Origin of the sequence: Fodinibius sediminis (assembly GCF_900182555.1) — a bacterium.
GTDB lineage: Bacteria > Bacteroidota > Rhodothermia > Balneolales > Balneolaceae > Fodinibius > Fodinibius sediminis.
Genome location: NZ_FXTH01000003.1, coordinates 261,220 through 286,030, shown reverse-complemented (window position 1 = coordinate 286,030; position 24,811 = coordinate 261,220). Strand labels below are relative to the sequence as shown.

Below are 24,811 nucleotides of genomic sequence, written 5' to 3'. Positions count from 1 at the left end.
TTGTTAAAATTGCTTTCCATCCCTGCATTGACAATTTCTAATCCTCAAAAGGATGTTCCTCAAGCAACTCCGCGGGGGTATACAAGCCTTCCTTGTCCTGAACCGCAGCCCGTATCTTCTTGACTTTATCCGGTGTTACAGGGGAGGCGTCATTACCAAAAGCGTTGCGGACATACGTCAGCACGGCCGCCACTTCTTCATCGTTTAACATCCCTCCAAAAGCGGTCATGGGAACCTGGCCGGGATACTTTTCCCCGCCAACCTCAATCGGCCCCTGCAGACCCTTTAACACAATTTTTGTAAGAAGCTCTTCCTGCCCTGTCACCCATTGGGATCCTTCGAGGGGCGGAAAACCAGAAGCTCCCTTGCCGTCAGGCTGGTGGCAGGTTCCGCAAAAACCATCCTGTTCATAGATAGCTTTACCCTTGATGAAAAGCTCCCTTGCCTCCCCTTCAAGATCAGTTTCTATCTTATTTTCCTCTTCCTCTTCTTCCGTCCGGTAGGCCTTGCCCTGGACGCGGGCTACCGCCGCTTTGAACGGTTCCTCCATCCACTTGTCCAGGGAATGTTTTTTGGCTTCATTCAAAACGGGCATGCCCTCCTCTTCACTCAGCCAGGATGCCGCGACAATAGCTTCCAGCCGAACCCGCCCGTGTTCATCCCGTGCGGCATCAACCAGCAATTTTTGCTGATCGGCAACCTGATGTCCCATGTAGCGGAGAACCCGAACCGCGGCCGCGCGCACCCGATGGTCCTCGGCCTTTAACAGCTGGCGAAGCAACGATTCATCCACCTTGTTGAGCCCCCAGGAGACCCATAATGCTTCAAGAAGATGATGCTCGTACTGCGGATCATTATCATCCAAATTCTGTGTCCACGTTTCAATATGATTGAGCACCTCGTTGGCGTCACGGCCTCTGAGCTCTCGCCGGGTCCGGTATCGGCTACGGTATTCGGGCAATTTCAGATTATCCAGCAGCTGGTCGATACCGGCTCCGGCTATCTCTGCGGGCTCCACCAACGGCCGCTCGGGATAGGTTACACGATAAATCCTTCCGTGCGAGTGATCACGAAGCGGATCCCGGGCATTATGCTGCATGTGTCCGATCAGCTTGTTGTGCCAGTCAACCAGATAGAGGGAGCCATCCGGGGCAAATTCAGAATCAACCGGCCGGAAATTGGGGTCCGACGACTGCACCAGATCCTGCCGATGCTCGGTGGTGTACCCGGTGCCATCGTCTATCACCTTATGCTGCTTGGTTCCCAAAAAACCGATGGTATTGTTGATGAGCAAATCACCCTGCACCTCCTCCGGGAAGTGCCGGCTTGATACAAATTCAAGTCCCGATGTGGGACGCACCATATGTTCGTCCTCGATCAGGTTTTCCGTCATGGGTGAGGCTTCGCCGTATCGCGACTGGATGGTAGACGGCATCATCCAGCGGACATTCGGGCTGGAGGTTTCCGCAAAAAAGTTTTGCCCCCACCGGTCAAAAGCAATGCCCCAGGGATTGGGAATCGAGATCTGGGCTGTCCGCTCGAGTCGTTTTCGGCTAGGGTTATACCGGTAAAATCCTCCATTCGTTGCCCGAACGGTTCCGTAGGATGTTTCAACATTCGTATGCAGGAACACCCCTTCCCCCATGTAGATCGCCCCTGAGGGATCGGCGGTATAGGCACTGTGGGCATGATGCGTATCGTGATCATCAAAGCCACTGAGCACCACTTTTCTCTGGTCGGCTTTATCATCCCCATCAGTATCCTTGAGCAGCACCATATCAGACCCCTGCGAGACATACACTCCCTCGGTCGCCAGCTCAAAACCCACAGGCAGATGCAGACTGTCCGCAAATACGATCTGCTTATCGGCCCGGCCGTCAGCATCCGTATCCTCATATATGAGAATTTTATCATTGGGCTTGTCACTGCCCGGCTTATAGTGGGGGTAACTGGGCATTACGGCCACCCACAGGCGACCTTCATTATCAAAGGATATTTGTACGGGATTGGCAAGCGTATTGAATTGTTTTTCGGAAGCAAAGAGCGATATTTCATAGCCGGGAGCCATATCGAACTTTTCCAGAGCCTCCTCGCCATACAGATATTCCGGATTTCCGTGACCATAGGCATCGGCCCGATAATTCGTTTTAACTTCCGGCAATTCTTTAGTTCTGGCATCCGCTGCCTCAAGGTCCATCTTCTCACCGTCAAGCGCCTTCCAGATGGCTGTGTCGCGAACAGCCGTCATTTCCCGTATCTTGGCAATCTCGTAGGGATAATTGTCAGGACCATACGGCTTGTATCTTCGTCCATAGGCATGAACGCCATTGGGAATCTTATAATCATTTTCCCACATCCAGTTTTTTTCGAGCACGGCATTGTGCACCTGCTTGCGATGCTCTTCAGCCTCCGGCTCTTTATCCCCGAATATGTTATCGGCCAGCAGCCTGGCAAATTGCTTATAGCCCTTCTCATTGAGCTGCGAGCCATCGATCGTCAACGCTTCATCACTGTTTTCCAGCCACTCTTTGGTCGGGGTATAGACATTTACGAAGGGCACGTTTTTCTTTTCAGCAATTTCCTTCATCCCATCCGTATAAAGCGAAAGATTTTTATTTATTTCTTCACCCTCCGGCAGGTCGAGACTGTCGGACAGGTTCTCAAACGCAATAGGGGAAACGATAACAAGCTTCGCCGGATTCTGCCCGTTGTACTCCTGTTTCCTGGTATGATCGATGAAAGCCTCCAATTCAGACTTGTACGTCTCAAGTCCTTCCTGTCCTTCGAAAGATTCGCTGTACCCAAAGAAGGCGATGATGATATCCGCCTTTAGCTCGGTGAGCCAGGCATCCGGCGTGGGATAATGTCCCACGCTGCTCGGCTCGGCCGCCAGCTCATCCTGAAATTTGGCTGCACCCGGAAAAGCCCAGGGAGAGTTGCGGGCCGCGTGGGGCCGGAAGCCTGGTGTATTCCCCGGATCCGCCATATTTCGAATGTACAGGAGGCTGTCGGGGTAGCGAAGGTGCATCTCCGTTTCAAAATGGCCAAAATCCATCATCCGGGACCCCAGATTATTCCCAATCAGGACGATATGGGACCCTTTCTCAACGCTAAGTTTTGGTTTTTCAGATCCCGAACAGCCTGCCAGCAGTGCAAGCACAAACAAGGATCCAATTAACGCGTTTACCGTTCGTGCAAAAGAACATTTCATATAATCCATGTATTAAGTAATAAGAGCCTGCTAATAAGTGTGGACCTTGCCGCAAGACAAGGGAACCCGTCTCATAAGTACTTTATAATTTTCTTTTTTTCCTAAAATCCTTTGTGCTTAATAACCCGGGTTCTGGGTGAGGTTCTCGTTATTCCTGCGCTCAGCTGCCGGTATGGGATACAGCAGTTCCCTTTCCGAGAGGGTGGGACCATAGACAAAGGTGTGCCCCACGTAATCCTCAAAGTCGCCCGTTGTCACGTCATAGGCCTTGCGAAGGCGAACCATGTCGAACCAGGTTTTATTTTAAAAACTGAGTTCATGCCACTTCTCTTCCCAGACGGCCTCCCTGAAATCGGCCTGGGAAAGGCCCGACAATTCATCAATCTCCGCTCTCCTCCGGATCTTATTGACGGCCTCGTAAGCTGAAGCCGTGGGCCCGTTAACTTCATTTTCCGCCTCGGCATAAATAAGCAGGACTTCGGCGTAGCGGAACAGCGGCCAATTGAGACCAGAAACTGCCGTTTCCGTATTGGCCTCGTGATCAAAAAACTTGTACAGGTACCATCCCCCCAGGTTCACCGGCGTGCTGCGATCGGAAACCTTGGTAAATTCATGATAGTAGAACTGTTTCTCCTCTGTCCGTTTGTCACCGGACTCATAGGAATTTACAAATTCCTCCTGGGCGAATATGCCTCCGGTCTCCGCAGAAAAAAGGGAAATATCCTGGTTATAGGGAAGCGTGACATACTGCAGGCCGTTATGGTCAACAATCTCGGCATCATATTGCACCATAAAGATATGTTCGCCCGAATTCTCGGTATCATAGCTGTGCAGATCGGCATAATCATCGAACAGCCGGTATTCCCCGGAATTGATAACCTCTTCTGCCTTATCTCTTGCAAGCTGGTAGTATTCCTCGCCCCCCTGCAGCGGGTGGCCCGCCATGGTCAGATAGACACTTGACAAGAGCGTCTTCACGGCTCCCAGCGTTGCCCGGCCGCTCTGGCTGTTGAACGGCAGCGGTGCATTCTGCTCCACCCAGGTCAAGTCGCTGACGATGGCTTCGTATACCTCCGCCACCGGCGCTCGCTCCGGTTTCAGCTGCTCAGAATTCAGTCCCACGGGCTCCAGTATCAACGGCACGTCGCCAAACAGGCGGACAAGGTTGAAATAATAATACGCCCGTAAAAACCGGGCCTCTCCAAGCAGGCTGTTCTTCCGTTCTTCTGCTATCTGCGGTATGTCCGGGATGTTGGCAAGAGCTTCGTTGGCATTGGCAATGCCGCGATAGTGGCTGTTCCAGTAGGCCTGTCCATAGCCGTTGTCGGCACTGTTGTCGAGTGCCCGGATATCCAGGCTGTTGGTCGCCTGTCCCAGCTCGGTATTGGCAAGCCCGGTCTGGAATTCGGTCATCAGCCAGGCTGCGCCTCCAAAACCGCCGCCCCTGACTGCTCTCAGGTCTTCATATATGGCATTTACGACTGCTTCGGCGTGGGCCGGCTTGGTGTAATAGTTCTGGTCCGTAAAACTGGTGGGGTCCGACTGCGAGAGGAAACCGTCGCATCCGGCTGCCGTACTTACGATAAATGCCCCAAGTAACAGGTAGTGAATGAAATGTCTCATAGGTATGGTGCCAAATATTAATATTAATAGGTTGCGGAAGTCTTAGAAGCCGATATCCAATCCCAATACAAAGGTCCTCGACTTGGGATACTCAAAATATTGAGCCCGTCCACGAGAGAAAGGGGATCCTGACGTTGACACTTCAGGGTCGTAGCCCCTGAATTCCGTAATAACAAATAAATTCTGCGCCGCAGCGTATACCCTGATATTTCGGGCACCCCAGGGCTGGATCGTGGATTGCGGAAGATTGTAGGAAAGGGTGAAATTTCGCCCCCTGATAAAAGATCCATCCTGCATGCGGTGGGTATCATTGTCCGTATCATAACCGGCCTGTGTGGGACGCAGCTGGGCAATGGGGGTGTCCTGGTTCTCGGGAGTCCAGGCGTTCAGCACCGACCCCAGGCTGTTAGCTATCCCCACCCGGTCTTCGGTGGAGTGCACGGCCTCCCACATGACATCGTTACCATACATAAACTGAATATCCGCAGTAGCCTCGAAGTTCCTGTAGGTGAAACTGTTGATAAAGCTGCCGTAGCCATCCGGCACACCATTCCCGATGGGGACCCGGTCATCCTGATTGATGGCCCCGTCGTTATTGACATCCTTGTACTTGATGTCGCCCGGAAGCCGGTTGTACCGGGCCGCCTCTTCCGCTTCATCCGTATTCCAGGTACCCAGGGAAACATACCCCATGAACGTATTTACGGGTAATCCTTCCCGGATGATACTGCCTGCTCCGCCTCCGTGGACGCCACCGCCGGTTTCGATATCAGAGCCTCCATGTAATTTCAACACTTCATTCTCATTGATCGAAATATTGAATTCCGTGGTCCATGAGAAATCGGATTTCCGAATGTTGTTGGTCGTTAAGGCCAGTTCTATGCCCCGGTTTTCCATACTCCCGATGTTCTCGAAGACCGTGGCATAGCCGCTTGTTCTCGGAAGGGGACGCTGCAGCAACATATCCTCAGATTTCCTTCTGTAGACATCCGCTTCCAGGGCCACCCTGTTATTGAAGAGTCCCAGTTCAAGACCGATATCGAACTGCTTGTTGATCTCCCATTTCAAATCCGGGTTAGCCAACCGCTGCACACCCACACCGACATTTCTGGTCCCGTTGAAGATGGCCGTATAGGTACCCAGACCCGCCTCATACTGGTAATTGGCTATTTCGGAATTGCCCGTCAATCCATAGCTTGCGCGCAGTTTCAGGTTTGATATGGTGGCGTTGTCCTGCAGGAACCCCTCTTCGGATACCCGCCATCCGAGGGCCGCCGAAGGGAAAAAGGCGTACCTGTTGTTCGTACCGAAGCGGGATGAGCCGTCAACCCGACCCGTTACGGTTACCAGGTATTTGTCATCATAGGTATAGTTTAACCGACTGAAATAGGAGGACATGGTATACTTGCTCGACGTTGAGTTCGGCGGGCGCGGGTTGTCTGCAATGCCCAGGTTATTGTATTCAAAATAGTCGTCCAGAAAGCCCCAGGCAGAGGCGCTGGAACTTGACCGGCTGGACGTCTGGATGGATTGCCCCAGCAGAGCAGAAATGGAATGAACCTCATTCAGCTCATCGGTATAGTTGAGCAAGTTCTCAAACTGCCAGTTGTCGCTGCGCGAAGGTGAAATGCTGGCAACACCATCCTGGTCGCGCGACAGGAAAGGGAGCGTGCGTCCTGAATACCGGTCCTGCTCCTGGTTAATCACATTCGTACCAAGCATCGTCCGCAGCTCCAGCTTCTCGGAAAACTGTATGGTCGTATGGAGGTTGGCCAGGATATTTTGAGTATCCAGTATATGGATGCTCTCCTCCGATACCCTTCGCTGGTTGGGCCCTCCTTCCATCCCCGGATAATCCTCGTTGCCGGCCCATGTTCCATCCGGGTACTTGACCGGTACGATGGCAATCGATTCATAGAGCATTCGCATGGACCAGGGATGGAGCTCCTTCTGGGACTGGTTACTGTAGGTCATGCTTCCACCGGCGCTCAGCCATTCTGTGACCTGGGTTTCAATATTGAACTTGCCGGAGTAGCGTTCCAGCCAGGAGTCTTTCATCACACCCTCTTCATCGTTGTACGACACATAGACGCCATAGGTGGTCTGCTTGTCGCCCCCGGCAACAGACAAGTTGTGCTTCTGGGTTATCGCCTGCCGGAAAGCCTCATCCTGCCAGTCTGTATCGTAAATGGGATTCCCGTTCTGATCAAAGAGCCGGGGATCCGTTCTCTTCTCCACCGGGTTGGTATATTTGCCCGCCGCAAATCCCGCCGGATCATATTTTTCCGCATTGGAATAGGCAATTTCTTCAACTCTCAGAAATTCTTCGGCATTGAGCACATCAATCTTTTTGGCTACACTGCTGGTGCTCACAGAACCGCTGTAGTTGACGCGGGGCCCCTCCCGGCTGCCCTTTTTGGTTGTGATCAGGACAACGCCGTTTGCTCCCCTGGCCCCGTAGATGGCTGTGGCAGAGGCATCCTTGAGCACTTCAATCGATTCGATACTGCTGGGAGGGATGGAATTGATGGCATGGGTCCCCTGCTGCATGCGTTCAACATTCAGAATCACGCCGTCAACCACATAGAGCGGATCATTGGTATTACTCACCGAGCTGCTTCCCCGTATCCTGATCTGTGGCGAGCCCCCCGGCTCACCGGAGCTCAGCGAAACATCGACCCCCGAAATTTTTCCGGCCAGTGCCTGTGAGACATTCGTAGACGACCGCTCCTGGAGCGATTGTTCATCCACCGTCCCCACCGAGCCGGTCAGGTCAGATTTCTGCTGGGTGCCGTAGCCCACAACCACCACATCCTCGCCCATGATGGCTTCGCTTTCCAGGCTGACATCAACGGTGGTGCGGCCGTTGATGGGGATTTCTGCTATTTCATATCCAACGAAGGAAAACAGTAACGTATCGTTCAGTGAAGGCACCGTCAGTGAATAGGTGCCCTGCCCGTCGGTTGCCACCCCAACCGTCGTCCCTTTGACGGTAACATTCACGCCCGGCAGCGTTTCGCCCGACTCGGCATCCACTACCGTGCCGCTGACTTCCTGGGCAAACCCGGATGAGCAATTGATTCCAAACTGCAGCGCGAAAAACATTATCATCGCCGCAACTATTTTTAACCCACCATAACCTTTTCTTTCCATAACCCTTATCCCTGTTGTTAATATTTGGCTTACTTATTTCGGGGCCCGTTAAAGGCCGCAATCCCCTGCATGCATAAAGAGACATCACCATGAACAATCTACTCGGGAACGGATTAATTTTTTATTCTGAAGTGGCGGGTCGGGGTGGTCTTCAGCTACAGAAATAAGCCGCAACCATGCTACAAACAAATAGTAGGGTCCAGTGAAGCATACACCTCAAATTTGATCCTTACATTTAACGACCCATAAGGAGTTTTATCTGTGCGGGAGATTGATCGGCGTCCTGAACTTCTATGCGAATGCTGTTCTCCTCACGGTTATTATGGTTCACAGCAAGCGTGAATTCATGAATCCCCCTGGACAGGTTAACCTCATATTTATCCCCTGAGCCATCTATTGGTTTTTGGTCTGCCCAAGCCGTGATATCGGCCGTGGAATTGAAAGATAGCGTTGCATTTCCCCCCGACAGTACCTCAAGTTCAAAAGAGATAACGCTATATTTCTCTCCATTCTCCAATTCAACAAAAGACAATTCCTGCAGCAGGAGCCCCCCATCCACTTTACTATAGGCAGGCATCCAGTTCATTTCCTCCTGCCCATTCACGACAGACTCAAGTCCATTGTTACTGATATTCTGGACGGTTTTTGCACTGTCACTCAGTACCTTCCAACTGCGGACATACCTTCTGTTGGGGACGCGAAACTCTCCCTCTTCCCCAATTTTAGAAAGGAATCCTACCAAGTCGATAAACTCCTTGCGTTCCAGGCTGGCTGTCAGGCCTGGTGGCATTAACGAGCCAGGTACCGTCTCATGAACGTCTATCTGGCTTTGGGGAATTGAAACTTTATTTCCGGCTACTTCCTGTATCACGACCTCAGAATTTGATTCATTCACCACGTAGCCGGTTACGACACTGCCGTCATTTCTGACTACGCGGTTGAGCTCATATCCATCTTTAATATCCTCGCTTGGATTCAGAAGACTCTGGATGATATAATCAGTTGGAGCGTTTGCCCCCAAACTACTTACACCAGGGCCTATTGTTCCTCCTGCGCCTCCAATGGTATGGCAACTCATACATTCCAGTTTCCTGAATATTTTTTCTCCTTTTGCGGGATCTGCACTTGCTTTTATGTCGAGTTCCAGCCTGTTCATTTGTCGGTTGCTTAACTGCTGCGGCATGCGATCCGGCGGCAATTCGCCTCCCAATTGCTCAAATACCTCCTGGAGCTTCTTTACATCCTCATCATCCTTGCGGTGGTAGGGTACCTGCTGCTGAATGGCTTTTACCCCTTCCTGGGCTGTCTCTTTGGGGAATTCCTGCCCGGATATTTTTTCTGCGAGTATCCCGGGCCCCTCTGTCTGGGCAAAAAAGGCAGAAAAAAGCTGGGACGCCATTTCCGGTTCCAATGTCTCCTGCAACAGGGTTACAGCAATATGCGCCGCCTTGGTGATATCCAGCGATATCAGGCGTTTGAGTGCCATTATGCGTAGCTCAACCGGCTGGTCATTGCCGGTCAGGTCATCCAGCATTTGCCGGCTTTGCTCATCGCCCAGCAAAGCGAGGGCATCCATGGCCGCTTCTCTTGCCATATCGTTACCACCATGGGTTATATCATCCAGCCTGTCCCGAAATTGCTCCAGCTTCCAATAGCCCATCAATTTTATGGCACTTTGTACGACCTGCTCGTTATCATCATCCACAAAACGGATGATCCGATCCAGGTTATTTGTGGGCTTTTTCTCTTGCTGGCGGGCCGCTTCCTCCAGGGTATTCAGGTAGGACGCGCGGCGATTCTCGTGAACCGCCCGATCACTCAATGCTAAATCCAGGAAAATGTTCAACTCCTCCACCCGCCCCCACTTGGCGACTGCATTAAACAGATCCTGGTTGTATTCTTCAGGTACCTTCCCCTCCAGGTACAACGCTACCAGGTGCTTGGCTGCCTGGGAATTATTCACCGATTTAAGCGCATACGCCTTCATCTTCGGATTACCGAAAAACTCCGGCTCATCCTCTATGGCTTCCATCCAGTGCGGCTCCAGCTCACGGACGGTCTGCCAAAGGGCAAAGTCCAGGAATTCATCCATGGGAGATGCCAGCACCGAGAGTGCCGTTTTTGCGGCTTCTGCCGATTGCTCATTACGGAATGCAATAACAGTCTCCAATCGTACTTTTGGGTCTTCATCGGCTGCAGCATCCTGAAGTAAACGATAGGCATCATCAACGTCATCGTACCAGTAATTCAACACTCTCACGGCTGCCGCCCGCGCCTGGTGTTTTTGGGCATTCAGTACTTTTTTGAGCAGTAACTCATTCACTGCATCGACAGATTGAAAAACCCACAGGGCTTCCAACAACTGATGCTCATAATCGGCATCATTGGGATCCAGATCACTGACCCAGGATTTTAGTTCAGGCACGATTTCTTCGGTACCGCGTTCCTTTAGCATTCGCTTTGCCTGGGAACGGGTCCACTTTTCCGGCTTTTTCAGTGCCTTCAACAACTCCCTGGTCGTTGCCCGGCTAAGATCAGGTTTTTCAACCAACGGGCGATCCTTTGCCGTGATTCGCCAAATGCGTCCATGCTGGTGATCCCGACGCGGATCCCGAAAGTCTACTTCTCCATGCTGGATGATAGGATTGTACCAGTCGGCCACATAAATTGCTCCATCCGGGCCCACCGAAATATCGACCGGGCGGAAGGCGACGTTATCAGACCATATCAAGTCTTCCTGTTGTTTTGATACGTAGCCGCTGCCTTGTTCCTCCAGGACAAACCGGTTAATGCGATTGGCGCGAAAATCATTGGTGATCAAGCTCCCCCTTAACGAGTCAGGAAAGTGCCGCCCCGAAATAATGTCAAGCCCGGAATGTTTAGGCTGCCCCGGGTTCAGACCATGCAAAATTCGTTCTGCCCCCGGTGCCGCGGTAAACGTGGCCCCTGGAAAAGCAAAGTTGATGCCTTCGCGGCCCGCTCCATCGGTTAAAAATGATTGTCCCCATTTGTTAAACTGAAGTCCCCACGGGTTAATGAGTCCCCGCATATAAATGCCCAGCTCCATCGTTTCAGGCTGATATCGCCACGTACCGCCGCCCTTGAGCTCTTTCACCCCGTACGGCGTCTCAAGATAGCTGTGAATGTAAATTGACTGGTTGAAATAAAATCTTCCGGCCGGTCCCCATCGAAACGTATGGACGAGGTGATGGGCATCGCCGGTCCCAAAGCCACTTAACACCCTGCGCCTTTGATCTGCTTTTCCATCACCATTTGTATCTTTGAGGTGCAAAATTTCCGTTGCGTTCGCCACATAGACTCCTCCGTCTCCCGGTAATATTCCAGTGGGGATCTCCAACCCTTCAGCAAATACTGTAGAAACATCTGCCCTGCCGTCTCCCGTGGTATCTTCCAGCACATAGATTTTATCATCAGCTACCTCACCCGGCTTCAGCTGGGGATAATTTTTACTGCCGACCACCCAGAGCCGTCCTTTTTCATCCCAGTTCATCTGGATGGGTTTCACCAGCATCGGTTCCTCGGCAAACAGCTTTATTTCATATCCCTCCGCCACATTCAGCGTCTTCTTTTCAAACTGCGGGTCGGGATTCGGAACATCTCGCAAATTATCCTGTGCCTGAGAACTCATTGGGAGCAACACAACCACATTAAGGAGCAGCATTCCAAAGAAACTACTGCCTAACAAATTGAACCATCGGGGGTAAATGTTCATCTGCTTATCGATCCCAGGTGAATTGATTTCTGTTTCTGCTTCGTATCAATCATTTCATGCAAACTCGAATGTTGATGTGGCTACTATTTAACAGCGTGTACCCGGTACACTTTGGGTTGAGGTTTTCTAAGCTGGAATACCTGATCTTCCATCCGGGTGATAAACAGATCTAGCTGCTCCAATTCCTTGGTATTTTGTCCCTGTTCAAATGACCTAAACCCAACAAGGTACGTCCGATTCACTGGCCGGTACTTGCGGAAGTACAGCTGGTTTTTATTTACGATCAACTCTTGAAGTTCGTTTGCCTGCTCGAATAGCAGGCCCCGCTCAATTTCTACGCCCTCGGACCAGCGTTCGGCCGATGCTGATATTATATCAGCAGGGCCTTCGGACAGGGTATAGCATCCCCGGCCGAGCCCATTTATTGTAAAATCTCTTGTTTGAATTTCTATGACCGTATCAGAATCCGGAGGTGGCAGGGGAAGAAGCTGGCTGCCCAGTGTAAAATTTATTTCTTCATCCCCGAACTGCGCCTCTAAAATTGTGGCCATACCTGTAGCTTTCGCATCCTTTCTAGCACGGTCTATCTCCACCCTCCACTTGCGCGGGGGCAGTCCCAGTCCATCCTCCATCACCGACGCTAAATAATAGTATCCATTCTCATTTAGATGGACACCGTCGGTTGTAAACTGATCGCTGTTATCCAGTCCTTGAAAAGGCTTAAACAAGTTGATGAACCTAATATGGCGGGCAGAAGCCACTTCGGCAATGACCTCTGAATAAAGCTTCAAATTCTTATTGCGGGCGTTAAGTTCTTCTTCCGCGAGCATCTGGGACATATGGGGGATGGGAGACAGCAGGACGGCCCGGGCTTCCATTTTTTCGATATCATCCAGCAACTTGTTTAATCCCTGCCGGAAATCGGGAATTCCTTCTTCTCCTTCATACGCCTCATTGGCACCATACCCGACAAACACCACCGTTGGCTCCACCTCTTTTAGCTGGTCGATCAGCAATTCATACGGGCCCGGTGGTGTGGTGTAATAAGTGCGAGCCTTCCCATGTACCGTGTCGCCCGTCCATCCAAGATTGCGAAAGGTGATATCTTTTTGGGGCCAACGGGTAGTCAGGGCGTATTCAATATACCCATGCTGTTGGTCGTACTGGATAAGCGAATTCCCCAGCAGCACCACCCGATCTTCATTTTCAAGCTCAAAATCGGGGAAATCTTCCACGGATTTAACTTGTTGCGCAGTTGCACAACCACTGATATAAGAAGCAAATAATATGAATAAAGAACTAACAATTACCGCTTTGTACATATGCCCGATGCTGTACGTGCTAACTTTTCCAGTGCTTTTGATCCAAAATAAAACCTAGGCCCATAGAGAATACTGCTGAAATCATTTATTAATAACGGTTACCTTCGTTGAAAAAAACATACAGGCCGTCCTTGCCGGCCACGACGATATCTTTCCATCCGTCCTTTCCAAGATCCACCACCTCAAAATAGATACCCGCCCCCTTGCCTTCTCCCAGCGGTCCGTAGGAGATGGTGTTTTTCACAAAGGCCTCCCCATTCCATTTGTAGTAATAGAGGCCCACCGGATCATCTCCCCCGGGATCATTGCCGTTGTGCGCCCGGTAACGCTTGCCGGTCACCAATTCATTGCGTCCATCCCCGTCGATATCGACCCACTCCATCGTGTGAAACTGGGAATTATGGGGGTCGATGGGATGCCTGACCCATGCTCGTTCTCCTGTCTTTTTTACTTCCTGCTCATACCAGTCAAGTCCGTAGCTGTGGGCCTGTCCCACGATGAGATCGTTCCTGCCGTCCGCATTCACATCCACGACCAGGATAGGAATGCTGGCATCCCCCAGGGAAAACTCCTCGTGCCGGATCCATTTCCCGCTTTCTGGCTCGACCGGGGCCTCGAGCCAGCCGTTGCTGACGATAAAATCGCCCCTTCCATCCCCGTTGATGTCGCCAAAGCCAAGCCCGTGATCCTGCCGGTCTGCTACGGCTACCTTTTTGAACGTCCCAACCGCCTCTCCGCCGTCATCCCTGTTCAAGGTATAAAATTTCAGCGGATCATTCGGGTTGTTAGGGACGATCTCCCGATAACCATCGCCGTCAACATCCCAGCTCCGAATGGTTTCCACATTGCCCGTTTCATCAATGATATGCTCCTTCCATTCGGTGGCTTCGCCCGGGTTCTGGTGCCACTTTATGTTCTTGCCAAACCAGCCCCCCGTAACATAGTCGGTATGCCCGTCGCCGTTGACGTCCATGGGAATCGTGGCAAATTCATCCCAGTACTCACCAACATTGTCGACATCCCGGATATAATGGCGATCCCTGAAATCGGGCCCGCCATACCAGAAAGCCCCGGAGACGATATCCAGGTGGCCGTCATCGTTCACATCAAAAACCCCGGCCGACTCAAAGCTTTCAGAGGCAACCTGCATTTTTCGAAATTGAACAGGGGGTACCTCCCCGGGCGTCTGAAAGGAATAGGCGCCGACCGGGCCGGCGCATACGAAGAGCACCCACAAGCATAGCATCCTGCCCTTACGATAAAATTGATCCATAAGCGTTCCTGTAATTTTTTCTTCCGTTGACCAGAGCACAGCCCCTTCAATACATAAACCACCCCGGAACCAACGCCCCGGGGCAGTAAAGTACCTTTTTTCGGTTCAAGTTGTAAGCTTCACCTAATTAGCCGAAGCCACAGCCGTGGGAACAGCACAACCAGCCGGCCTACTCATAGCCGGGGTTCTGTACCAGCTTGTTGTTTCTGTTCATTTCATCCCGGTTGATGGGAAAGAAATACATTTTGTTCTCCCACTTGCCGTCCATGATTTTAATCGGTGTGATGGTTGGGATCTCAGCGGTCGTGTTATCGTCCTGCAGCTCATATACAATATTGACTCCGTGCACATCATGGTAGGCCTGTGGACCGATCATCCAGCGGCGGACATCGAAAAATCGTTTATTTTCGTACACCAGTTCGATGCGCCGTTCATTTCGGTATTCCTCCATCAGCGCCTCGCCCGAAGCGGTAATATCGGGCATGTGGGCCCGCTGCCTCAACATATTGAGATACTTGCGGGCTTCTGCCTCCTCGCCAAGCTCAATGCAGGCTTCAGCATAGTTCAGCAGAATCTCCCCGTACCGGATATAACGCCACGTCAAATCCTGGTTCGACTGCTGTATATCCACCGATTTATCCAGAAACTTCAGCATGGTGGCTCCCGTCCTGTTGCCGTTCCAGGGATTGGCAATACTGTTCCGGGTGTCCAGCCCGTATTCCCTGTACATCTCATTGTTTTCACTGTCCCAGCGCTCCCAGGTACCGAACTGTCCGACCCCTTCCGGATCATATTTTACCAGGTCGGCCGGCCGTGGCCGATAGGCATTGCCTTCATACAAAATGGATGCCGTCAACCGCGGATCCCGGTTTTCATAGGGCTCCCGGGCGTGGTCCGGATTGCTGCGGTCAAACTCACTTCCGTCCGCCATCCTGTAGGCATCCACCAGTTCACTGATAGCGCCCACCCCGGCGTTGCCATACCAGCCGTTGGGAGCGATCCCCCATCCGTCGTATCCCTCGTTTAGCGCGTTGGACCGGTAGCGCACGAAAATATCCTCCACACTTTTTTGCGAGGTAAAGAGATCCCCGTAATTCCGGGTAGCCTCTTCGTCCGACGCCGGATCGGGCTGGTACAGACTGTAAATACCCAGGTCGATCACTTCTTTGGCTGCTTCTTTAGCCGCCTGCCACCGGGCCGTGGCATCCCCCCCCGTATATCCCAGGAATTCAGGATTCGAATAGCTACCGGTGATGGCACCGTTTTGGGCGGGGTTATACAGATTACTGGCCGCATAGAGCAGCACTCTTGATTTCAGAGCCAGCGCAGCGCCCTTGCTCGCCCGGCCATTGTTGCCGCCCGAATTGGTCAGGGGCAGCAGGTTGGCGGCTTTATCCAGGTCTTCGACAATAAAGTCTATCACGTCGGCAAACGAGTCGCGGGGCACCTCGTATTCCTCGTTCAGCTCGTAGACCTTGGTAATGATCGGCACTCCTCCGAAATGACTTGCCAGGTTGAAATAAAAATAAGCTCTCAAAAAATGGACTTCGCCCGTCATGCGATCTTTCAGAGAAACCCCGTCCGATTCGGCATTTCCAAAATCGATTTTATCGATATTAACCAGGAACTTGTTGGTTTTCCGTATACTGGAATAGTTGCCCCCCCAGTTTCCAAAGCCGGAGTTGTCAGGGGTTATCAGGGCGTTATTGACATTATAGCCATTTCCCGAACGGTTTCTTGATTCATCAACATTACCCGCATTTCTGGCTACCCCCCAGGGCACCTCGTCATAGATTTGATTGACATAGGATTCTGCCAGTGCCGGATCTTTCCATATATCCGACCGGGTAAACTCCGTGACCGGTTTCTTATTAAGAAAATCCGTGCACGAAGCTACCAGCACCACAACCACCGAAAATGTTACAATATGTTTTAAACTTCTCATAATACCTTGATTTTAAAAAGTTAATGATACACCGAAATTGTAGGTCTTGTTCAATGGATAAACCTGGCTGTTCACCCAGATGGAGCTGGGCGATGCACTGGGCGATTCGGGATCGAAATCCTCGAGGCCCGTTATAGTGTACAGGTTTTGTCCACTGACATACACTCTCAGCGATCCGATGCCCAGTCGCTCATTCACCGTTTGAGGGAGAGTGTATCCGATGTTCACGCTTTTAAGTCGCATATAGTCTGTGTCCCGCACCCAGTAGGTATTATTGGGGGCACCGTCGGTCATCCAGTATTCCTTGCTCCTGTTCCAGGCCCTCGGCTTGGAGGCATCCGTATTTTCGGGGGTCCAGCGTCCCTCTACATTATCCATACGGAAGTTGCCGGCCTCTCCCGAGAATTCCCGGAAGGCCCGTGCTGCACCGGCGGCTCCCTGCAGGAGTATTGAAGCATCAAAGCCTTTGTAGCCCAAGTCAATATTAACCCCCCCCGTAAAGGTTGGAATATCCGACTTGTCGTACCGTACCCGGTCCAGTCCGTTGATTTCCCCGTCACCGTTCACATCTTCAAAAATTAGATCGCCGGGCCGGGCACCGTCCCAATGGGGATAAGAATCCACATCTTCCTGGTCATCGAAGACCCCGATAGCATTATAATAGAGCCCGGAGTTCATGGGGTGCCCCGTGGATTTTTGATATTCTGGGGCCCCAGGCGGCTCATCCCAGAATTTGATCTCATTTTTCGAATGCGAGGCATTCACAGAAAATGCATAACTGAAGTCTTTAACCTGGTTATTATATCCCACCTGGAATTCAACCCCGCTGTTGGCAACCTTCGCGATATTTTCCTGGGGGAGTGATAAGCCGGTGGACTGGGGAACCGAGGCATTGCGCCACCAGAGAATATTCGACCGGAGATTATGGAAATAATCGGCCGAGACGGTTACCGATCCGTCAAATAGTTCTCCGTCGAAACCAATATTCTTCTGATTTGCCACCTCCCAGGTAATACTCGGGTTGGGCGTACGAAGCTGGTTTAACGTTTTACTGGGTTCATTGCCGTTGAATACATAGGTTCCACTGTACCCATAGGTCTCAAGAAACTGATAGGGAGCGATCCGATCGTTACCCGTTTCACCCCACGACCCGCGAATTTTGAAATAGTTTACAAGGCCGATGTTGTTGCTCCAGAAATCCTCTTCCGAAATTTGCCATCCCAGTGAGACACCGGGGAAAAAGCCCCACCTGCTGTCTTCAGGAAAAATATAGGAGCCGTCATAGCGGAAAAGGAATTCAACGAGGTATTTGGAGTCATAATCGTAGTTCAAGCGGCCGAAATAACTCATGCGGGCCTCATGGCTGGCACTCCCGCCGTTGTCTTTCTGACGGTCGCCACCTGCCAGCATCTCATCGATAATGGTGGAATTGAAATACCTGCGATAGGCACTGAAATTCATCCATTCGCCTTCGATCCGCTCCCAGCCGAGCAGCGCTTTGATGTTATTGCGCTGTCCTATGCTCGTTTCATAGTTAAGAAGCGCCTTGAGGGTCGTGCGGGTGCCATCCGACATGCTTTGCGACAGCCGGGGCTCCGAAACGCCGCGCTTCCCGCGTTCAAGTACGGGGACCCCCTCTTCATCCCGGGTTTGTCCGTCCCACGTATACACATACCAGGGTTTGGTAAACTGCTTGTTGTTGTTGACGTTTTTGTCCGCATTCACATTGGCCGTCAGCGACAGTCCCTCGACCCAGGGGATGGTCACATCAAACTTCAGGTTCGTCTGCAGTATATACGTTTTGTTGTTGACATATCCTGTTGCATCTGTGGTGGTGAGTACAGGATTCTGCCCATACTCTACATCGGGCCCCGGCTCGCCGGTGGGCCAGTAATCGGGCAAGTACGGATACTGGCGGTTCAACGCCCACCAAGTATCCAGGGCCCCTCCGCCCACTCCTCTTTTGCCGGGATAGTTGCGATCTTCCTGCCGGGCTGCCACATCGAGACTGATCCTGATATTGTCGGTAACATCGGCATCCAGGTTGCTCCGTAAATTCAGCTGATCATAGTTCGTGGCACTATTATAGAAAATCCCATCCTGGTAGCTGTAGCCGAGTGAGGTGAAATATTGTATGCGATCCGAGCCTCCGCTCAACGATATATTGGCATTCCGCTGCGGCGACCAGGGTTTGATGACCGCATCAAACCAATCCGTATTGGGATGGGTCCACGGGTTGGATCCTGTTCGATATTTCTCGATGTCTTCCTCCGAATATCGGGGCGGCTCATCATTGTACATTTTAATTTCATTGATCATCTGCGCGTAACTTGCCGCATCCGCCATGTCGGGAAGCACCGTTGGTGTATTCCATCCCTGGTTAAGATTGATTCTGATCTGCGGCTTGCCTTCCGAGCCCCGCTTGGTCGTCACCAGTATAACCCCGTTGGCAGCCTGGGATCCATAGATAGCAGCGGAAGCATCTTTCAACACCGTGATATCCTCGATTGTAGCCGGATCAATACGGCTCAAACTGCGATTTGGAATACCATCAACCACGATGAGCGGCGAATTGTCGCCCAGCGTATTTACACCACGGATCCGCAGAGTGGAATTATCGTTGCCAGGCTCTCCCATGGGCGTTACCGCAACCAGGCCCGGCATTCGGCCCTGTAGCGAGTTTGTGGTATTCACCGTCGGCATCTTGTCTATATCTTCCCCCCCCACGGCACTTATCGACCCGGTGCTTGTCGCCTTGTCCTGGGTGCCATAACCTACGACCACGAGATCCTCGCCCATAATGGCCTGCATGGACAGCTCGACATCAACGGTCGTACGGCCGCCAATGGGGACCTGCTGTTCCTGGTAGCCCACAAAAGAAAACACCAGCGTGTCGCTCAGGGAGGGTACTGCCAGCACATAACCCCCCGTACCGTCTGTGGCCGTACCGGCCGTCGTTCCCTTTACCGTTACATTTACGCCCGGAAGCGTCTCGCCCGACTCGGCATCAACCACCGTGCCGCTAACCTCCTGGGCCATTAGTGGCGATGATGCCACCAGCAACTGTATCCCTAGCAGCCCTGTAATGGCTATCATCGCTTTCATCACACTACAACATTTTTTTCCCATAACCTGTATCTCCGTAATTATGTTTTAATTGCCCTGCATGTTATTCGTTCAGGGGATCCCTTTTCCCCTTTCAACTATAAAGAGACACCGCGACTATTGATCTACTCTCATTAACTACTCAGGCTTTAACGGATGGCTATGGAAACCAGATCAGGGGAGGGGAGAAGGGGGGGATCCCTATTACTAAGGGATCGATACAATAATAATGGATCCGATTATCTGGAAACATTTTTACATACCGTAAAAAATAATGTTAACAGTTCTGTTTCCTGATACCTGCCAAATATTGCCTTTCGAAAAGTTGAAATGAGAAATAATACTTTACATTTTCATTTGATCAGTTTGTCAAAATTGATGGGTTCCCCCTCCCAATACCATACTCCATTCTCTTCCCACAGGATCCGGGCTTTACTGCCTGAGACATGGGGTGCACTTCTCTCTGGTAACCACTTTGCCAGCTTTTCCTTTATATCGGCATATTCTGGATTATTAGCCAGGTTTGACCATTCATGGGGGTCGCGATGATGATCATACAACTCCTCTGAGCCATTAGCATACCGTATGTAGCGCCATCTTTCTGTCCTTACTGCATGATTCCCGGGATTAGCAGTTGTCAGAGCCGGACGTTCTCGCGGAGTGTGAGCATTTTCGAGTTGCGGTACAAGCGACAGCCCCTCAATATTTTCTTTGGGAGGCAAACCTGCCAGTTCAACTAATGTTGGATACATATCCAGAAGCTCGACAGCTTCCGGTGATTGTGCTCCGGCAGAAACACCCGGCCCTGCAAAGATCAATGGCACATGAGTGGTTCTTTCCCAGAGGGTATTTTTTCCAGTAATTGCTTTTTCCCCAAGGTGATATCCGTGATCTGACCAGAATACGACAATCGTATTTTCAGCTAACCCCTCTTTTTCAAGCGTGTCAAGAAGACGACCAACCTGGGCATCCATAAAGCTGACAGTGGCTAAATATGATTTTCCTTTAGAATGCCACTCCTCATTTTCAATAACCCAGGATAGACGCGGCTCCGGAAGAAACCAATGGGTGTACCATGCAAAATCGGGAATATCATCCCGATCTCCCTCGGGAGCTGAAGGTAATACTACTTTTTCCTTCGCTGGATACAGGTCAAACCATTTTTTCGTTGAATACAAGGGGACATGAGGAGAGACAAATCCCACTGCCAGGAAAAATGGTTCCTCATCTGTTTCTTGACCAAGCTCTTCCAATTGGTTCACAGCCCAATTGGCTACTTTATAATCACCCATTGCAGAATCCTCTTCCGGAAAAATACCCCAGTCCACCAATGGATGATCAACCATGTCAAGAGGTTTATCAACAAGTTTATTTTCAGGAAATGGACCGAAACTACCACCGGGGCCCCATTCCTCAAAATCGGTTTCCTTGGTGACATCCGATACATTGTGAAATATTTTGCCGGTTGAGTAGGTATGGTACCCGTGTTGTGCAAAATATTGAGGAAGCGTGACTACTTCTTTTGTAGGCTCGGCTTCTCGATGTCCGGGAGCAAGTCCATAAATGCCCGTTGTTGAGGGACGAAGACCCGTCAATAAACTGACCCGTGAAGGATTGCAAACAGGAGCCTGCACATGAGCATTCGTGAAAAGGGTCCCCCTCTCGGCAAGGCGGTCAATATTGGGTGTTATAACCTGCGGATGAGTTTCAAGAACACCGGCCCAATCATTATAATCATCTATGCCAATAAACAGGATATTGGGCCGATCAACTGAGTTTTGAGCGTGTACAGGCCGTAACATACAGCATAAAATTATGCCCAAGCTCAGAAAAAACAATATAGAAGAGGTGGTGATATTTATATTGGGATATACATTAGCTCTCATTTTACAGGACTTAGATTTATATCTCTCATGAATGGTTATCTCTACTTAGCAGTTATCAAGTTTGTAAGCTTCTCCATTTTTTAAACCATTCTAAAAGTTAGGTTAACAGTTCCAGTGGTGTTTAGTACCCCAGTGATACCGTATTAAACCCAAAACCCACTTTTTGTTTTATCCATTTAACCGGTCTGCCAAAGATATTACTGAACATCTTTCTTCCATTGCTTCCATTTGTCACGCATTTGCTGAAGCAATTCTTCATATTCCGACTCATCAGCTAAATTGTTGGATTCATCCGGGTCTTTTTTTAAGTCGTAAAGTTCCTCGTAGAGCGGATCGCTGTCCAGATATCGCAGATATTTATACCGCTCGGTACGAACGCCTTCCGAAGGCGGAATCCGGTCCGGGAAGCTGTGATGCTCGTAAAAGAATTCGGTTCGCCAGTTCTCGGGTCTTTGCCCATCAACAATCGGGGCGAAGGACTGCCCCTGGACGCCATCCTTCGGGGTGAGGCCGGCCCAGTCAAGAAATGTGGGCATAAAATCGATCATCAGCACCATCTGCTCTCGCCGGGTACCGCGCTCGGCCCCTGCAATTCCCGGGTGGCGTACGATAAGAGGAACGCGGATGGAAGTTTCATGACCCAGCCACTTGCCGGCCAGTCCCCGGTCTCCCAGATACAAGCCGTGATCACCCGTTAACACAATAATCGTATTGTCGTGGCGGCCGGTCTCACGCAATGCATCAAGCATTTTGCCAACCTGGTTATCGACCCCCGTAACCATTCGGTAGTAACGCCGCATAGACCGCTGGAAATTCAGAGACTCAGGTGGGCCCAGCCGGTAATCCCAGCGCACCCGTCCCAGGGACTTTCGTATGAGTTCTGGCTGGCTATTAAAAAATGTGGAATCCGACAGCGGAGGAGCCGGTATTTCATCTTCTTCGTAGAGCACCGCTGTTGAAGGAGACGGCGGATACGGCTCAACCGGATGAAATCCGTCCTGTACATGGGGGGCTTTAAAACCGACGGTCAGCGCAAACGGCTTGCCATCGGGAGCTTCCCGGATCATGTCGACGGCCTTGTTACCCAGGTGATCTGTTAAATGGGTGCCGCCATCAGAAGGTCGCTCTTCCGACCAGAACTGTCCCTGCCCCGAATAGCGCCGATCGTCATCAAATACTCCCTCCGGTACCCGACCCAGATGCCACTTGCCGACATAGCCCGTGTAATAACCCGACTCTCGTAGCTGGGCCGGGTAACTCATCTGTACCTGCTCTTCGGTGAGCTCATCAAACTGGTCGAAATAGATCCCCGTACGTGCGGCATAGCGCCCGGTCATCAGGTTTCCCCGGCTGGTGATACAGGTGGCGGTAACGGCAAATGCATTGCTGAAAACGATCCCGTCACCGGCCAGCTGATCAATATTCGGTGTTTGTATGATCTCATTCCCCATGAAGCCAAACGGTTCATGATCCAGATCATCAACATAAACCATGAGGATGTTGGGACGGTCATCTGTATTATCTTGAGCATAAACAACCGTCCAGCCCATAATAACGACTAAAAGTATTGGAAGCATATAAAGGTACAGGTATTGTAATCGTCGCATTTTCAGATCCATCTGTTGTTAGAAATAAACTCCGGCTTTTGTTGAAGACCTAAAATTCAGGGTTCCACCAGCTGTCCAGTTGTTGCGTCAGCTCCTCAACGACCGCCGGATGCCCGGAAGCTACATTCTGCTGTTCATGGGGATCATTCACAATATGATAAAGTTTCGGTTCTTCAACCATATCTATAAACCGGCCGCCGCCCGAAAGTTCGGCTTCCTGCGGACTGCCCTGCCGGTTGGGCAGGATCAGTTTCCAGGGCCGCTTCAGAATCACCCGGTGCTCCACACTCTTCGTGGGCTCATGCACATCGGCAATGTCATGGTTATAATCCTCACTATATACCGCCTCCCGGGCCTGAAGTTTTTCCCGGTCCAACACATTGATCCCCGGCAGGGCATCTTTCGGTGCAATATCAAGGAGACTCAGTACTGTTGCAGCGATGTCGTTACTGCTGACAAAAGTGGTTGTATCCATCCGGGCCGGTATTTCTCCCGGCCATTTGTAGGTGATGGGCGTCCGTATGCCGTCGTCATAGGGCGACTGCTTGGAAGGCCAGATAAACTGGTTATCCGTATCCGGGTTTTGCACCCATCCATTATCTGTTACATATACCACCAGGGTATTTTCCTCCAGCCCCCGCTGTTCAATCGATCCCAGGAGCTTCCCGACCGTCATATCAAACCAATCGATCATCGCCCAGTACTTGGCAATGGATTCACTTGGGGCATCAGGCAGATATTTGTTTAACAGCGAATCGGGGGGCGTATGCGGGGTATGAGGCATAAAGGGAGCATACCAGAGAAAGAATGGTTTTTCCCGGGCCCGGGCCTCGTCCATAAAGTCTTCAATAGGCTCCATCCCCTCTCGGCCTATCTTCAGGCCTTCATCTCCATGTCGGCCTCCCCGCGATGGATCGCCGTGGGTCATCCCATGGGTAAATCCCCCGTCCTTCCAGCTGCCTTCCCACCATTTGCCGGTCTGCAGGGAGAGGTATCCCAAATCCGACAGGTAATCGGTAAGGGAAGGCAACGCATTAAACCGGTTGGTGACCACACCATTTACCTCTTTTCGCGCCTCAAGCCACTCCGCCCGGGAACGCGATTGCCGGTCAAATTCGAATGCCGGATCATTGCCGGTGACCCCGTGCTGGTGCGGATACAGACCGGTGATCAAAGAGGCAAGAGACGGCCTGCACACCGGGGCCGTCAGATACCCCCGGGTGAACGTCAGGCCCTCCGAGGCCAGCTCATCAATATGGGGCGTCTCTATATGAGGATGCCCCATAAAGCTATAATCGGTCCAGGCCTGGTCATCCGAAATAATGAATACGATGTTGGGAGACTCTTGACTTGCATTCGCCTGCTCCCCTTCACCAGAAGCCGAACAACCAACAAGTAAAACAAAAATTAAGAGATAACTTCGACTGATATATTTCATAAATTATTATTCAAGTAAAATTCTCCTACCAGCCCGGATTTTGTGTTACGTCTGCGTTTAGTGTCCATTCCCTTTCCGGTATTGGGTAGAGTAGTTTGTACTCTTCAATGTTATATACAGGTTCAGTAAAGTGCGGCTGAATATCCTTGACATCCGTCGCATGCTGCTGCATAACCTCCAGAGCTCTTCCCTGTCTTAACAGATTATACCATCGATGATTCTCAAACGCCAATTCAAGGCGCTGCTCATGGTAGACGGCCTCCCTGAAATCAGCTTTTGAAAACCGGCTGTCAGCGGATCAAGACCCGCTCTCAGGCGAACCTCATTGATATAACCGTAAGCCTCAGTAGTGGGACCCTCAATTTCATTAATGACTTCAGCCATCATCAACAACACATGGGCATAACGGTAAACCGGTATGTTGTCATTGGTCCTCCCAAGAACCGAATGATCGGAGGCATATTTTTTTACATAAAGTTTTGTTCAAGAGATCCCTGCCCCCTTTCAACTATAAA

At 51.1% G+C, this 24,811-nt stretch carries 12 protein-coding genes and 1 pseudogene; all 13 read right to left on the bottom strand.

What is annotated here, in order from left to right:
• Positions 1–37: 37 nt before the first annotated feature.
• The 13 genes and pseudogenes from FN808_RS05090 to FN808_RS19425 all read right to left on the bottom strand — a co-directional run bounded on the left by FN808_RS05090 (position 38) and on the right by FN808_RS19425 (position 24,716).
• Complete coding sequence (locus tag FN808_RS05090; RefSeq protein ID WP_221929915.1) at positions 38–3,211, bottom strand: PVC-type heme-binding CxxCH protein; 3,174 nt, start codon at positions 3,209–3,211, stop codon at positions 38–40.
• Between the two features lie 117 nt (positions 3,212–3,328).
• Positions 3,329–4,624, bottom strand: a pseudogene (locus tag FN808_RS05085) (RagB/SusD family nutrient uptake outer membrane protein).
• A gap of 252 nt (positions 4,625–4,876) precedes the next feature.
• Complete coding sequence (locus tag FN808_RS05080; RefSeq protein ID WP_142713470.1) at positions 4,877–7,987, bottom strand: SusC/RagA family TonB-linked outer membrane protein; 3,111 nt, start codon at positions 7,985–7,987, stop codon at positions 4,877–4,879.
• Between the two features lie 235 nt (positions 7,988–8,222).
• Complete coding sequence (locus FN808_RS05075) at positions 8,223–11,636, bottom strand: PVC-type heme-binding CxxCH protein (protein ID WP_221929912.1); 3,414 nt, start codon at positions 11,634–11,636, stop codon at positions 8,223–8,225.
• A 167-nt stretch (positions 11,637–11,803) separates the two neighbouring features.
• Positions 11,804–12,955: an SGNH/GDSL hydrolase family protein gene (locus FN808_RS05070; RefSeq protein ID WP_185958257.1), complete on the bottom strand. Its 1,152-nt coding sequence runs from the start codon at positions 12,953–12,955 to the stop codon at positions 11,804–11,806.
• A 175-nt stretch (positions 12,956–13,130) separates the two neighbouring features.
• Positions 13,131–14,315, bottom strand: coding sequence for an FG-GAP repeat domain-containing protein (locus FN808_RS05065; protein ID WP_221929911.1), 1,185 nt, complete (start codon positions 14,313–14,315; stop codon positions 13,131–13,133).
• 169 nt (positions 14,316–14,484) lie between these two features.
• Positions 14,485–16,260, bottom strand: coding sequence for a RagB/SusD family nutrient uptake outer membrane protein (locus FN808_RS05060; protein ID WP_142713468.1), 1,776 nt, complete (start codon positions 16,258–16,260; stop codon positions 14,485–14,487).
• 12 nt (positions 16,261–16,272) lie between these two features.
• Positions 16,273–19,365 (bottom strand): SusC/RagA family TonB-linked outer membrane protein, encoded by a 3,093-nt coding sequence (locus FN808_RS05055; RefSeq protein ID WP_221929910.1) that lies wholly within the window; start codon positions 19,363–19,365, stop codon positions 16,273–16,275.
• A gap of 353 nt (positions 19,366–19,718) precedes the next feature.
• Positions 19,719–21,167: a sulfatase gene (locus tag FN808_RS05050; protein ID WP_142713467.1), complete on the bottom strand. Its 1,449-nt coding sequence runs from the start codon at positions 21,165–21,167 to the stop codon at positions 19,719–19,721.
• Positions 21,168–21,448: 281 nt separating this feature from the next.
• Entirely contained in the window at positions 21,449–22,858 is a 1,410-nt protein-coding gene (locus FN808_RS05045; RefSeq protein WP_185958256.1) for a sulfatase family protein, read from the bottom strand.
• A 49-nt stretch (positions 22,859–22,907) separates the two neighbouring features.
• Positions 22,908–24,296, bottom strand: coding sequence for a sulfatase family protein (locus FN808_RS05040; protein WP_142713465.1), 1,389 nt, complete (start codon positions 24,294–24,296; stop codon positions 22,908–22,910).
• Positions 24,297–24,321: 25 nt separating this feature from the next.
• On the bottom strand, positions 24,322–24,528 hold the full coding sequence (locus tag FN808_RS19430) for a RagB/SusD family nutrient uptake outer membrane protein (protein WP_434084126.1): 207 nt from the start codon (positions 24,526–24,528) through the stop codon (positions 24,322–24,324).
• Entirely contained in the window at positions 24,492–24,716 is a 225-nt protein-coding gene (locus tag FN808_RS19425) for a RagB/SusD family nutrient uptake outer membrane protein (RefSeq protein ID WP_434084127.1), read from the bottom strand. The genes FN808_RS19430 and FN808_RS19425 overlap by 37 nt, the downstream gene beginning before the upstream one ends.
• Between the last annotated feature and the right edge of the window lie 95 nt (positions 24,717–24,811).